Below are 13,499 nucleotides of genomic sequence, written 5' to 3'. Positions count from 1 at the left end.
TTTTATGGTAAATGAGGCGTTTTGCAGGCCTTTTCAGTATAGGGCAGTGTAAGTTTTTATTGATTGGGGCCGTTGAGTAGGTCAACAGTCCACTAAAGGAATAAACATGTTCGGGTTTCTTCGCAAGTATTTTTCAACCGATATCGCCATCGATTTGGGCACCGCCAATACGCTGATTTATGTGCGTAATAAGGGCATTGTGCTCAATGAGCCGTCTGTTGTGGCGATTCGCCATGATGGCGCTAATGGCAAAAAAACGATCCAGGCAGTAGGGACACAGGCCAAAGCCATGCTTGGGAAGGTACCCGGAAATATTGAAGCCATCCGTCCGATGAAGGATGGCGTGATTGCCGATTTTTACGTGACCAAGGAAATGATCAACCGGTTTATCCGGATGGTGCACTCCAGCTCTTTGTTCAAACCCAGCCCGCGCATTGTGGTGTGTGTGCCCTGTGGTGCGACCGAAGTGGAGCGCCGCGCGATTGAAGATGCTGCCGAAGCTGCCGGTGCCGGGGAGGTGCGGGTGTTGCCCGAACCGATGGCCGCTGCCGTGGGCGCAGGCTTGCCGGTGTCTGAAGCATCAGGCTCCATGGTGGTTGATATTGGTGGTGGCACGACCGAAGTCGGCGTGATCAGTCTGGGTGGCATGGTTTACAGCGGCAGCGTGCGTGTCGGTGGAGACAAGTTTGACGAATCCATTATCAATTACATCCGCCGTAATTACGGTATGCTGATTGGTGAGCAGACCGCGGAAGCCATTAAAAAGGAAATCGGCTCGGCGTTTCCGGGCGCAGAGGTGCGGGAAATGGAAGTGAAAGGGCGTAACCTGTCAGAAGGTGTTCCGCGTAGCTTTACCATTTCCAGCAATGAGGTGCTGGAAGCACTCACGGATCCGATCAACCAGATTGTCAGTGCCGTGAAAACAGCTCTGGAGCAAACCCCGCCTGAAATTGGTGCTGATATTGCCGAGCGCGGCATGATGCTGACTGGCGGTGGCGCTTTGTTGCGGGATCTGGATCGCCTGCTTTCAGAAGAAACAGGGTTGCCGGTGCTGGTGGCAGAGGATCCGCTGACATGTGTTGTTCGTGGCTGTGGCATTGCGCTTGAACAGCAGATGGATTCAATTTTTTCGAATCAGTAACCTGGAGGCGCTGGCATGCTGTAACAGGCATCAGCGCACAACAGGATGAGAAGCCTGTCAGAGATAAGCGCCGTTGATATGATGTATTGTTTTTAACGGATACATAAGGCGCTTAATCAGCAGCATATAGACCCCCCGTTATTGCGGACCGACCGGATTTGACATGCCGCCACGAAGTTCACTGGATCGCACAACAGCGTTATCGTTGTTTAAAGAGGAGCCATCCATTCTCTTGCGTACGGTGGTTTTTTGCCTTTTGGCCGTATGCCTGATGGTGGCGGATACGCGGTTCCAGTTGATGCCGGTGATTCGGCAAGGGGTTTCGGTTGTAATCGGCCCACTGGAGTGGGCGGCTAGGCAGCCTGTGAACTGGTGGTCTGCCGCACACGGTTATTTCAGCGGGCTGGAGCAGGCCCGTACAGAGGAAGAGGCGGCGCGCGTTAGACTGCAACTGCAATCGTTGCGTGCGGCCCAAGTGGAGAATCTGACGTTGGAAAACGAACGTTTGCGTGCTTTGCTCGAGCTGCGTGAACAAGCGGAGATTACGGGCCGTGCCGCAGAAGTGCTGTATGAAGCACCGGATCCATATGCACAGAAACTGATTGTAGACCGCGGACTGGTGCAGGGAATCAAAGTGGGCTCTCCGGTACTGGATGATCAGGGAGTGATTGGTCAGGTAACACGGGTGTTGCCGCTGACGTCAGAAGTTACACTGCTGACAAACGAAGGCTTTACCATTGCGGTGACCAATGCGCGTACCGGGGTTTTTGGACTGGCCTACGGTGATCCGTCGATGATCACCAATGCGGGAACCGGCTCATTGGAGTTGCGGTTTATGCCGCTGAATGCCGATGTCCAGCCCGGCGATCTGCTGATCACCAGCGGGATTGATGGTATTTATCCTGTCGGTTTACCGGTAGCGCGGGTAACGCAAGTGGAGCACAATCCAGGGAATTCATTTGCACAGGTCTGGTGCGAACCACAGGCGCGCATTCACAACACGCGGTATGTCATGATTGTTCTGCCTGCAAGCCAGTTGATTGAAGAGTCAGAGCAGTTAGGCAGTACAGAGTCGGCTGCGCAAAATACAGCGGTGCAAGGCCGTACGACAGTAGGAGAAAACCATGACCGATAATCCTACACGTCAACAGCTTTTGCTGCCGGTAAAGCCCTGGTTCATTATTTTCAGCATTGTGGTTGCATTGGCCATCAATTTTATACCGCTTGGGCGATTGGCCTGGCGTCCGGATATTTTGGCCGTTGTGCTGGTATTCTGGTGTGTACACCAGCCCAGAAAACTGCGCTTCAGTATTGCGTTCATGCTGGGGCTTTGCATGGACGTGCATCAGGGTGTATTGCTGGGCCAGCATGCCATGGCGTATGTGCTGATCTGTCTGCTTGCGGCAGCTGGCGCGCGCCGGGTATTGTGGTTTGATCTGAAAGGACAAATGCTGCATATGATGCCGTTGTTCTTTTTATTGCACGCCATCGAAATCATGCTGCACTGGATCAAGGGAGACCCTCTCATCGGCTGGACTGTGATCGGCGCACCTTTGATTGAAACGCTGCTGTGGCCGCTTGCCGACTGGATATTGCTTGCGCCGCAACGCCGTGTTCCAAGCAAGGATAGTTTGTAAATGAAGAACAGCAGCAGTCAATATAGCTGTATGGCAATACTGAGAACATCGCCATGATCGAGAGTGTACGCAACAAATACCAGGAGGAGCGCCATTTCCAGCAGCGTTTGGTGTTTGCTGCGCTGTTCGTGTTTGTGTGCTTTGGCCTGTTGTTTGCGCGTTTTATCTGGTTGCAGGTTGTTCATTATGACCAGTTTTCTGCGCGGGCCGATACCAACCGCATCAAGGTGGTGCCGCTGGTGCCTTCGCGCGGTGCCATCATTGATCGCAATGGTGTGGTGCTGGCGTATAACGCGCCTGTTTACACGGTTGAAATTACGCCATCGAAGGTGTCTGATCTATCGGCAACGATTGAGGAGATCCGCACCATCGTGCCGGTTTCTGCACGGGATATCCGGCGTTTCCGGCAAATGCTGGATAACAATAAACGGTTGCGATTTGTCAGCGTGCCGCTGACGTCACATCTGACGCAAGAACAAGTGGCCAATCTGAGTGCGCAGCTTTACCGCCTGCCAGGTGTGGAGGTCAATGCCCGCTTTATCCGAGAATACCCTCTCAAGGAAACAGCCAGTCATGTACTGGGGTATATCCACAGTATCAATCAAAGAGATATTGACCTGCTTACAGAGCGCGATGAATTTGAAAACTACCGTGGAACCCAGGATATCGGGCGGGAAGGCATCGAAGCGCGTTATGAGTCTATCTTGCATGGGACCACCGGGGTGGAAGAGGTTGAAACGACAGCACGTGGGCGACCAGTCAGAAGGTTGCGTGAGGTTTCTGCGCAGCCTGGCCAGACACTCCGGTTATCGCTGGATATCCGCCTGCAGCGTTTGGTGGAGGAGTTATATGGTGAACGCCGCGGTGCATTTGTTGCCATTGACCCGCGCAATGGAGAGGTACTGGCACTGGTCAGCAAACCGACTTACGATCCCAATCAGTTTATTGAAGGGTTTGATCAGCAGGGCTGGGATGCTTTGCAAAATGCACTCAGCCGGCCGTTGGTGAATCGGGCCATTGGAGAGATTTATCCGATTGGTTCCACCTATAAACCGTTTATGGCGCTTGCCGGTTTGCAGACAGGGGCACGCAAACCAGACGACATCACCATGGACCGTGGTATTTTTGAATTGGGTGGTCGGGTCTGGCGCAGCCCGGCAGGAGAAATCGGCGGGCCGACCAATGTGACACGAGCCATTATCACATCCAGTAATGTGTATTTTTATACGCTGGCCTATGACATGGGGGTGAATACCATTCACAACTTCATGAAACCATGGGGGTTTGGGCAACTGACAGATATTGATCTTAGAGGAGAGGCTCGCGGGATTCTGCCTTCCACAGAGTGGAAGCAGCAGGCGTTTCGAACAGCAGAAGACCGCCGTTGGTACGATGGGGAAACGGTTAATCTGGGCATCGGTCAGGGGCATAACCGGTTTACCATGATTCAGTTGGCGACAGCAGTGGCTGCGCTGGCGAATAATGGCGCAAAACATCGCCCGCATTTATTCCTTGATGCCAAAGATGTGGCAACCGGCAGAGTCTATGCTTACGCCGATGATCAAGTGGTCCAGATGGACGTCCAACCGGAATATCTGGATATTGTGCAAAACGCCATGATCGAAGTGCCTCGCAGAGGAACAGCGCGTACGGCATTTACCGGCGCTGCATATGATTCGGGAGGGAAAACCGGGACGGCACAGGCATCTTCTGTGGCGCAGGGCGCCCGGTACAATGCCAGCGAGCTGGCTGAATATAAACGTGACCATGCCCTTTACATTGCATTTGCACCTGCAGAAAACCCAACCATTGCCGTGGCAATTATCGTTGAGAATGCAGGTTTTGGTGCCCGCTCTGCCGTGCCGATTGTCAGACGCGCATTAGATTACTATTTGCTGGGCATTTATCCCAGTGCTGAGGATATCAAGGCTGTGCAGCAAGGCTATGCCGGCCCTCCCAGAGGGCAAGGCAGAGCCAGAGCCGATTATGATATTATCCCTGCCGAGCAGCTGATACCGTTGAGCGCCGTTGAAGTCAGTGTTCCAGAGGTGAATAACTGGGCCCGACCATACAAATTTAGCGATGATGTGTCACGAAAGGCCATGCCAGCGGATGCTCCTGTGTCGGAAGAAAGGCCACAGCCATGAAAAGTCATCGCCTGGCACCGATACCGTTATGGCATTATTTGCGTGGTTGTTTATTAAACATCGACATTCCCCTGTTGCTGGTTATTTTGTTGTTGGGTTTTGCCGGGATGGTGACGTTGTATTCCGCCTCGGAGGCTTTTCCCGGGCGGTTTGATTCACAGGTGCGTAACTGGGCGCTGGCGCTGGCGCTGGCTTTTATTGCGGCACAGATAAAGCCGCAGTATTTACAGCATCTGGCTTTGCCGCTGTATGTCTTAGGGGTTATCTTATTGCTGGCCGTGGATTTGTTTGGCGAAACGCGCAAAGGCGCAACGCGCTGGTTGAATCTGGGCGTGACCACAATTCAGCCCAGTGAGTTGATGAAAATTGCCATGCCGATGATGCTGGCCTGGTGGTTTCATCAGCGCCAAAGTATTCCCCACTTCATGAATTTTATCGTGGCGTTGTGTTTTCTGGCTCTTCCGGTCGGCCTGATCATGCTGGAGCCGGACCTGGGAACCGCATTACTTGTGGTTGCCGCAGGTGTGGCGGTGATCTTTTTTGCCGGACTCAGTTGGCGGCTGATCATTCCGTGTATTTTGCTGGTGATTGCCGGGGTTGTTTTTCTTGCATTGTATGAAGAGCAAATCTGCCAGCCGGGCGTGGACTGGTTTGTTTTGCACGACTACCAGGTCAGGCGGGTTTGTACACTGCTTAACCCTTATGAAGACCCTCAGGGCGGCGGGTTTCACATTATCCAATCAACCATTGCCATTGGCTCGGGGGGCGTGATGGGAAAAGGCTTTTTGCAGGGGACCCAGACACACCTGTACTTTCTCCCTGAGGGAACGACCGATTTTATTTTTGCCGTGTATGCAGAAGAGTTCGGATTACTGGGCAATGGATTGCTGCTGTTGGGGTATTTGCTGCTGATCTGGCGCGGACTGGCAATTGCCGCGCAGGCGCCCACACATTTTTCCCGCCTGCTTGCCGGTGGCGTGACGCTGATTTTCTTTGCCTGCACATTTGTCAATGTCGGCATGGTCAGCGGCGTGTTACCTGTTGTGGGAGTGCCTTTGCCTTTTATGAGTTACGGTGGTACCGCACTGGTGACATTTGGTTTGGGAATCGGGGTTCTGATGTCAATTTCTGGCAGTACCAAACGTAAAAAAAGGCAATCGGCCTGAATCGCACAGGCATTACTGTATCAGGTTGATAAAACGATCCGTGGCTTCGACCAGTTCATGCGTGATGCCTGGTTCAAACGAGGCATGGCCAGCCATCTGTACAATCCGCAAGTCAGCCTGCGGCCAAGCGCGGTGCAGATCCCAGGCGCTGCGGATGGGGCAGACGATATCGTAGCGTCCCTGAACGATGGTGGCAGGAATATGCCGGATTCGATCCACACCGCGTAACAGTTGATCATCCTGTTCAAAGAAGCCACCGTGCGAAAAATAATGGCATTCGATACGGGCAAAAGCTTCTGCAAACGCATCTTCTGCGTGTGAGCTGATGCTGGACGGGTCTTGAAACAGGTAACTGGTCGATCCTTCCCATACCGACCAGGCACGGGCCGCTTGCAGCCGCACCTCTGCGTCCGTGCTGGTGAGCCGGCGGTAGTAGGCGGCAATCATGTCATGACGTTCCTCTGGTGGAATGGCGGCTTCATAAGCCTCCCATGCGTCGGGATAAATCATGTCGGCGCCGCTCTGATAAAACCACTGCAACTCTTTTTCCCTCAACATAAAGATGCCGCGCAAAATCAAACCTGCGACATGTGCCGGATGCGTTTGCGCATAAGCCAGTGACAGGGTAGAGCCCCAGGAGCCGCCAAAAACCAGCCAGGTATCCAATGCAAGGTGGGTGCGCAGTTTCTCAATGTCTGCCACCAGGTCCCAGGTGGTGTTTTCGCGTAATTCAGCAAATGGTGTCGAGCGCCCACAGCCGCGTTGATCAAACAGCACAATGCGGTAATGCTCCGGATTAAAAAAGCGCCGGCAATTCGGATTGATGCCACCACCAGGGCCGCCATGCACAAACAGGACGGGGTAGCCACGGGGGTTGCCGCATTGTTCGTAATACAAGGTGTGCAGCGGGCTGACTTTCAGCATGCCGCAGTCGTAAGGATCAATGGCAGGGTAAAGCGGACGTAAAGACATGTACAACTCTAAAATAAAAATCAGCAAGAAAATAAAGGGTAAGAGATAACTTTACCGTAAAATCAATGCATACACACGGTGTTTATATACCGCAACGTGTGTTGTCATGAAAACATACGGATATCGACATGAAATGAAAAGCACAGCATCTGTCGATGGAGAACCGCTTGAGAGGGCAATGAAACAGGCTTTATACATTCAATTGAAACGGTGGCTGCAAAAAAGCATTGTGCTTGCGTTGATGATTGCCTGTGTATGGCCTTTGGGAAAATCAGAAAACGCACAGGCCCAAAATGCATCCGGGTTGCGCATCAGTGCGGCTGATGAACAGGCGATATTGCGCGATGCCAGACTCCGGCGGGTTGGTAACCACTATCTGGCACCAGAATGCGATGACCCGCTCCAGGTCCGGCTGGATGCCGTGGACCTGAATCAGGATGGCAAACCTGAGGTGATTTTGACGGTCAGCGGATCGCCCTGTTTTTCCGGGCTAATGCAGTCGAATGTATCCGTGTATGTGCGCTCTGCTCAAGGACGGTGGCGTGAAGTACTGGGTTTTGTCCCTGCATTCGGTGTGCGGGTACAGCCAACGCGTACAAAAGGCTATGCGGACCTGGCGCTGACGGTGCTGGGAGGTTGTGATCCGGTGTATCGCTGGGCTGGCGCCAGTTATCTGTATGCTACCCAGACGCCTGGTTATGGACAAAATTGCACGCATGCACATTAAGCAAAGAAACATCTCATTACTGATGAATGGGCTGTATTTTTATTCAGCATAGAAAAGCCTTTGAAACCCAAGTCCCATCTTGGGGGAGGATAGCAGTCAAGCGAATATGCTGCTAAAGTGAGAAAAATTACCGTTTTTTGCAAATTTCATTAGCCATGTGGCGTTTGCGTATCCGCAGGAAAAGATATTAATGCAGAAATTTCGCATTGCACCCAGTCTGCTGTCGGCAGACTTTGCTATTCTGGGGCAGGAGGTCACCGACGTCATTCAGGCCGGAGCGGACTGGATTCATTTTGATGTCATGGACAACCACTATGTCCCCAATCTGACATTTGGCCCGATGGTCTGTGAGGCGTTGCGGCCTTATGCACAGACATCGCAAGGCGACCCCGTGCCCATCGATGTGCATTTAATGGTTTCACCCGTAGACAGTCTGATACAGGCTTTTGCGCGGGCTCAGGCCGACATCATCAGTTTTCACCCGGAAGCCAGTCTGCATGTGGACCGGTCATTGCAACTGATCCGGGAAAGCGGGTGCAAGGCCGGGCTAGTTTTTAACCCGGCGGTGCCTTTGGATGTACTGCAATGGGTCATGGATAAAGTGGATCTGGTGCTGATCATGAGCGTGAATCCCGGCTTTGGCGGGCAGGCTTTCATTGATGCCATGTTACGGAAAATCGAACAGGCCAGAAAGCTGATTGATCAATATGCACAAGCCAGTGGCCGCCATATTGACCTGGAGGTGGACGGCGGCATCAAAGTGGAGAATATTCGCCAGGTGGCAGATGCCGGGGCTGATGCGTTTGTGGCCGGAAGCGCAATTTTCGGCCAGCCTGATTATGCGCAGGTGATTGCAGCCATGCGTGCACAATTGATGATCTGAGTCATGGTTACTGCAAAATGGCGGACACAGCCGAACCTGTCTCCATTAAAATGGTTGGATAGGTCACAGAAAGCTTTTTGTCCTTTTGACCAGGCACAGCAAGTATAGAATTACAGAGTTATGACCCAAAATCAGACCTTATTGTTGTCTCGACCGCTGAAAATCCAGGCGATTGTCATTGATCTGGATGGCACCATGGTGGATACGCAGGGTGATTTTGTGGTGGCATTGAATGCGATGTTGGATGATTTGCAACTGCCGCATGTGGATGAAGGTTTTGTGTCTGTCACGGTCGGCAAAGGGACCACGAATCTGATTCGTAAAACACTGGAACAGGTCATTCGTGCGCCTGTCGATGATGAGTTACTCAGCCGGGCGACGCTGCGTTATGTGCAGCATTACCGCCATATCAGCGGACGGTTTTCAACGCTTTATCCAGGGGTGATCGAAGGGTTGAAAATACTGCATGAACAAGGATACGCTCTGGCCTGCCTGACCAATAAGCCCTCTGCGCTGGCAGGACCGCTGATGGTGGAAAAGGGGCTGGCAGATTTTTTTAACTGCGTATTCGGCGGAGATGCATTTATCCGCCAGAAACCGGATCCTTTGCCGCTACAGAGAACCTGTGAGGCATTGGGCAGCCTGCCTGCCCAGACCCTGATGGTTGGAGATTCCATCAATGATGCCAGTGCGGCACGCAGTGCAAAATGCCCTATTGCGCTGGTCCGTTATGGCTATAACCACGGGCACCCGGTTGAAGAAGTTGGTGCCGATCTCTACATTGACCGTCTTACTGATCTGCCAGAGCTGATTACCAAAGTATGAACCATGTTCTTTGCTAGGCAAGGAACACAGCACAATGGCAATATCCGATTTTGATATGTCAGATTGACAACTGATGGTCTTACCATTCCTTCAATGCCAGGCCGAAACCAATAGCGGTGCGGCGGAAGTTGTAGTCTGTGATGGTTTCACCATAGCCGTGGAAAACCTGAATGTATCCACGCAGGTTATCTCCCAACCCCCATAGGCTGGACAACGGGAAAAAGTAATCCAGTTGGATAGAGCCTTTGTTGTCATGGCGCAGGTTGCTCACCAAGGTGAAGCCTAACGTATGGTCATGAACCGGGCTCCACTCAAAACGGACATCTGCGCGCCCCATATAGTGGGTGATATCGGGGTTGTCGTCTTTGCTGCTGCTTTCTGGAACACGGGCCCAGAAGCGACTATAAACAGACATGGTTTCACTGTCGAGCCCGACTCCCAGATAAACGCGGTTCCAACTGCGTGAAAGCGGGTCACTCTGGCCATTGGATTCATGAATAAGGCCTAAGCCGGCCATGCGCAAGGACCAGGTTCCTGGCAGCTTGTACTGAATGGGAATGACGTACAAAACCTCCGGTTTGTAGCTGGTGGCCCGAAACGGGCGCGATATGCCCGGACTCCATATCTGCCATTGTGAAACCTGGGTGTAGCCAAACCACAAAGAATCATTTGCAGTAATCAGGTTGCGCCCGATTTTGCTGCGTACAGAGAGCTGGAATTTGGCTTCCAGGTGGCGGTAGTCCGTTGCTGTTGTGGACTGGTGCCCGGGTGACGGGCTGCTGGGCTGCCGGTTAACGCGGTCCCCATACTGCCCCAGCAGCATATAAGATGTGCCGTAGGGCTGTAGCGAAAACAGTGAGCGTTGCGTATCTTCACGCAGTTCCCATTTACGCTCCATTAAGGAGGGTTTGATCAAGGTCTCTTCTTCTGCACTTTTCTCTGGCGTATTTATCGCGACGGTTGTTTCAGCGGCAGGCTGTGCGGGTGCCGGAAGCGCAAGATCCCATTGATTGGTGCTTGGGTTCACAATCGCATCAGGTGCCGATGGTGCTTCTGTGGTGTCTGTGCCTGAAGATGTTGCCAGGTGATCATAGCAGGCCAGACGCTCATGATCGGGCAAGCTCGCACATTGCTGCAATTGCGAGCGAATATAGGTATCTGCTGTGGCGTTGTCGTTTGCTGTTGCAGCCCATGCCTGAACTGAAAAGAAAAATGTCGCTAAAAGTAAAAAAAAGCGTGTATTTTTATTGAAAGCCCATTGAAGTATAAAGTGGCGCGTTACCATGACACGTGACGGGTGAGTGTAAGAGTTTTTTGATTGCTGAATTGAGCATCTTGCCACATGCCCTGAAGTTGGGTGAAGCAGTGGTTCAAATCAGTTGCACGTGTAGGGAATTTCAGATCCCACAGGCCTGAAATATCGGTGCCGTTTGCTGACTCCTCTATTTCCAGTACCCCGCTGAAAGGTTCTCCAGCAATGCGTATAAGGTGTTCAGGCTGATCCAAATAGATGTAATGACCCTGGACGCGTTGCGCATCTTCTGCATGCTGTTCGATCTGCACCTGGATAAAAGCCTCCCCGATCCTGCCCTGCCAGGTGCCGATATAGGGGATGATGTTGTGCTCATCGAGCGCCGGACATGTGTCCTCTGCCTTTGCTGTTTGCACGACAATTTGTACGGCAATTCCTGTACACAGAGCCACCAGCAGGCTGCAAACCCGTCTGGACCAACCGGGTTGGGAGAAAAGGGGAGCAATGGAATACGGTTTCATGGCGCGGGATCAGTGTTGTTGGCCGCACGCGCAGCAAACTCTGCGCGCAAAGCACGGATTTTAGCAAGCGGATCTTCAAGCTCGGCATTGTCTTTCAATTGCATTTCTGCAATAAAGCGGCTGGGTTTGGTTGCCACCAGGCGTGAGGCTGAACCATGTCCTTGCCGTTTGCGGCGCACATGGCTGACGGTCAGCGTCTGCCGGGCGCGTGTAATGCCTACATACATCAGGCGGCGTTCTTCCTGCAGGCGGTCAGGCGTCATGGTATCCCCATCATCCGGGTTCAGCATGGGTAATGTACCTTCGTTGACACCGACTAAAAGCACATGCGGCCATTCCAGCCCTTTGGATGCGTGCAGCGTCGAAAGCGTGATCAGGTTTTCATCCCCCTGCCCTTCTTTCAGACTGATGATCAGTGAAATGGTTTGGGCAATTTCCATCAGTGACTGTGGTTCATGAGACGTATCATTTTCCGATGCTCCGCTGGAACGGGAGGCAAGCCAGTCGCAAAAATCCAGTACATTCTGCCAGCGGGCCTGCGCAACTTTTTCCTGCTCCTGCCCATGATAAAGATGCTGTTCATAATGGATATCCTGGAGCCACTCCTGCAAAAAAGTGCGGCAGTTGGCATACCCTGCAGTATGGCGTGCGCGGTACTCCAGTTGATTGATATAGCGGCCAAACTCATGCAAACCGGCAATGGCTTTTGCACTGAGCACCGATGGCAGCGACGGGGAAAACAACGCTTCAAACAAACTGATTTTATGTTTGCCGGCAAATGCACCCAGCGCACTCAGGGTCTGGTGGCCGATTCCCCGCTTGGGTGTTGTGACCGCTCGCAGAAATGCCGGGTCATCATGGTTGTTGACAATCAAACGCAACCAGGCACACAGATCGCGAATTTCAGCCCGGTCAAAAAAACTTTGACCCCCTGAAACCTTATACGGCATTTGGTGCCGGCGCAGTACCTGTTCAAATACGCGTGCCTGGTGGTTGGCGCGGTACAGAATGGCAAAGTCTTTCCATTGGCAGCCATACTGTGCCTGCAGGGCCTTGATGCGTGAGATAGTACGTTCGGCCTCATGCTCGTCATGATCGCACTCAACAACGCGGATGGCCTCGCCCTCCCCCAGTTCGCTCCAGAGCTGTTTTTCAAACAGCTTCGGGTTGGTTTGAATCACAGCATTGGCTGCGCGTAAAATGGCCGACGTCGAGCGGTAATTCTGCTCCAGCTTGATCACTTTCAAGCCTTCAAAATCCTGTGGCAGCTGTTTCAGGTTATCCAGGGTTGCGCCCCGCCAGCCATAAATGGACTGGTCATCATCGCCAACAGCTGTAAAGCGTGCACGTGTGCCCACCAGCAGTTTCAGCAGTGCATATTGTGTTGCATTGGTGTCCTGGTATTCGTCAACCAGAATGTGGCGTAAACGGCTTTGCCATTCTTCCCGGGCACTGGCATGCTCTTGCAGTAAACGCAGTGGCAGGCCTATCAGGTCATCAAAATCGACCGCCTGATAGGCTGAAAGGCGCTCCTGGTAACGCAGCATGATCAGTGCGGTATTGCGTTCATACTTACTTTCCGCCTGGGCTGCCGCATCTGCCGCGTTCAGGCCATTATTCTTCCACAGGCTGATCTGCCATTGCCAACTGCGGGCCTGTTTCACATCGGTTGTGCTGCCTACATCCCGCAGAATGCTTAAGACATCATCGGCATCCATGATGGAAAACTGCGGCTTCAGACCCAATAACGCACCGTCTTTGCGCAGCATGCGCACACCCAGGGCGTGAAAGGTGCAGATAACCAGCTCCCTGGCGGCAGATCCGACCAGTTGGCGTGCACGCTCCCGCATTTCGGCTGCGGCTTTATTGGTGAATGTGATTGCGGCAATCTGGGCCGGCTCCAGACCGGCACGGATCAGGCGGGCAATTTTGTAAGTGATGACTCGTGTTTTGCCGGAGCCTGCTCCTGCCAGAACCAGGCAGGGGCCACTCAGGTATTCAACAGCTTCAGACTGGGCCAGATTAAGCGTATTCGACATTTAAACTCAAAGGTATCGGCATGCACATGCAAAAAAACGCACTATCTTATCGAAGCTGGCATAAAAAGGCACGTACTCAATAAAAGGCATCATGCTTTGAGCACCATCTTATCCATGATCTGAGTAAATAAGGGGCTACGGTGCATGATGGCTTATATTATGCGGCAGAAACAAGGACGCAGACATGAT

The 13,499-nt window shown here is 52.6% G+C and carries 12 protein-coding genes; 8 read left to right on the top strand and 4 right to left on the bottom strand.

The features are described 5' to 3' along the window. Window positions 1-106: 106 nt before the first annotated feature. From AACY98_RS04215 to rodA, 5 genes are all read left to right on the top strand, one after another. Window positions 107-1,141 (top strand): rod shape-determining protein, encoded by a 1,035-nt coding sequence (locus tag AACY98_RS04215; RefSeq protein ID WP_126980994.1) that lies wholly within the window; start codon window positions 107-109, stop codon window positions 1,139-1,141. 163 nt (window positions 1,142-1,304) lie between these two features. After that, window positions 1,305-2,276: a rod shape-determining protein MreC gene (mreC, locus tag AACY98_RS04210; protein WP_339801978.1), complete on the top strand. Its 972-nt coding sequence runs from the start codon at window positions 1,305-1,307 to the stop codon at window positions 2,274-2,276. Next, entirely contained in the window at window positions 2,266-2,778 is a 513-nt protein-coding gene (gene mreD / locus AACY98_RS04205) for a rod shape-determining protein MreD (RefSeq protein WP_339801977.1), read from the top strand. The genes mreC and mreD overlap by 11 nt, the downstream gene beginning before the upstream one ends. A gap of 53 nt (window positions 2,779-2,831) precedes the next feature. Continuing rightward, the gene (gene mrdA, locus AACY98_RS04200) at window positions 2,832-4,925 is read left to right on the top strand and encodes a penicillin-binding protein 2 (RefSeq protein WP_339801975.1); all 2,094 of its coding nucleotides are present in this window, start codon (window positions 2,832-2,834) and stop codon (window positions 4,923-4,925) included. Then, a complete protein-coding gene (rodA, locus tag AACY98_RS04195; RefSeq protein ID WP_339801973.1) occupies window positions 4,922-6,091 on the top strand; it encodes a rod shape-determining protein RodA in 1,170 nt (389 codons plus the stop codon). Before mrdA ends, rodA begins: the two co-directional genes overlap by 4 nt. Before the next feature lie 12 nt (window positions 6,092-6,103). On the opposite strand, the gene pip is transcribed toward rodA, so the two are convergent. Further along, on the bottom strand, window positions 6,104-7,063 hold the full coding sequence (pip, locus tag AACY98_RS04190; RefSeq protein ID WP_339801970.1) for a prolyl aminopeptidase: 960 nt from the start codon (window positions 7,061-7,063) through the stop codon (window positions 6,104-6,106). 178 nt (window positions 7,064-7,241) lie between these two features. Between pip and AACY98_RS04185 the strand changes: the two genes are divergently transcribed. The 3 genes from AACY98_RS04185 (at window position 7,242) to gph (ending at window position 9,498) form a co-directional block, all read left to right on the top strand. Next, window positions 7,242-7,790 (top strand): hypothetical protein, encoded by a 549-nt coding sequence (locus tag AACY98_RS04185; RefSeq protein ID WP_339801968.1) that lies wholly within the window; start codon window positions 7,242-7,244, stop codon window positions 7,788-7,790. Between the two features lie 190 nt (window positions 7,791-7,980). After that, the gene (gene rpe / locus AACY98_RS04180; RefSeq protein WP_339801964.1) at window positions 7,981-8,673 is read left to right on the top strand and encodes a ribulose-phosphate 3-epimerase; all 693 of its coding nucleotides are present in this window, start codon (window positions 7,981-7,983) and stop codon (window positions 8,671-8,673) included. 120 nt (window positions 8,674-8,793) lie between these two features. Then, window positions 8,794-9,498: a phosphoglycolate phosphatase gene (gene gph / locus AACY98_RS04175; protein WP_126980987.1), complete on the top strand. Its 705-nt coding sequence runs from the start codon at window positions 8,794-8,796 to the stop codon at window positions 9,496-9,498. Window positions 9,499-9,577: 79 nt separating this feature from the next. Here the strand turns inward: gph and AACY98_RS04170 are convergent, their stop codons facing one another. From AACY98_RS04170 to AACY98_RS04160, 3 genes are all read right to left on the bottom strand, one after another. After that, on the bottom strand, window positions 9,578-10,618 hold the full coding sequence (locus tag AACY98_RS04170) for a phospholipase A (RefSeq protein ID WP_339801959.1): 1,041 nt from the start codon (window positions 10,616-10,618) through the stop codon (window positions 9,578-9,580). Between the two features lie 158 nt (window positions 10,619-10,776). Continuing rightward, complete coding sequence (locus tag AACY98_RS04165) at window positions 10,777-11,271, bottom strand: hypothetical protein (protein ID WP_339801957.1); 495 nt, start codon at window positions 11,269-11,271, stop codon at window positions 10,777-10,779. After that, window positions 11,268-13,310 carry an ATP-dependent helicase gene (locus AACY98_RS04160; protein ID WP_339801955.1) on the bottom strand — a complete coding sequence of 681 codons (2,043 nt, stop codon included), beginning with the start codon at window positions 13,308-13,310 and terminating at the stop codon, window positions 11,268-11,270. The genes AACY98_RS04165 and AACY98_RS04160 overlap by 4 nt, the downstream gene beginning before the upstream one ends. Window positions 13,311-13,499: the final 189 nt, after the last annotated feature.

Origin of the sequence: Saezia sanguinis (genome assembly GCF_963921665.1) — a bacterium.
GTDB classification, from domain to species: Bacteria; Pseudomonadota; Gammaproteobacteria; order Burkholderiales; family Burkholderiaceae_C; genus Saezia; species Saezia sanguinis.
This window is presented reverse-complemented; position numbering and strand designations above follow the sequence as displayed.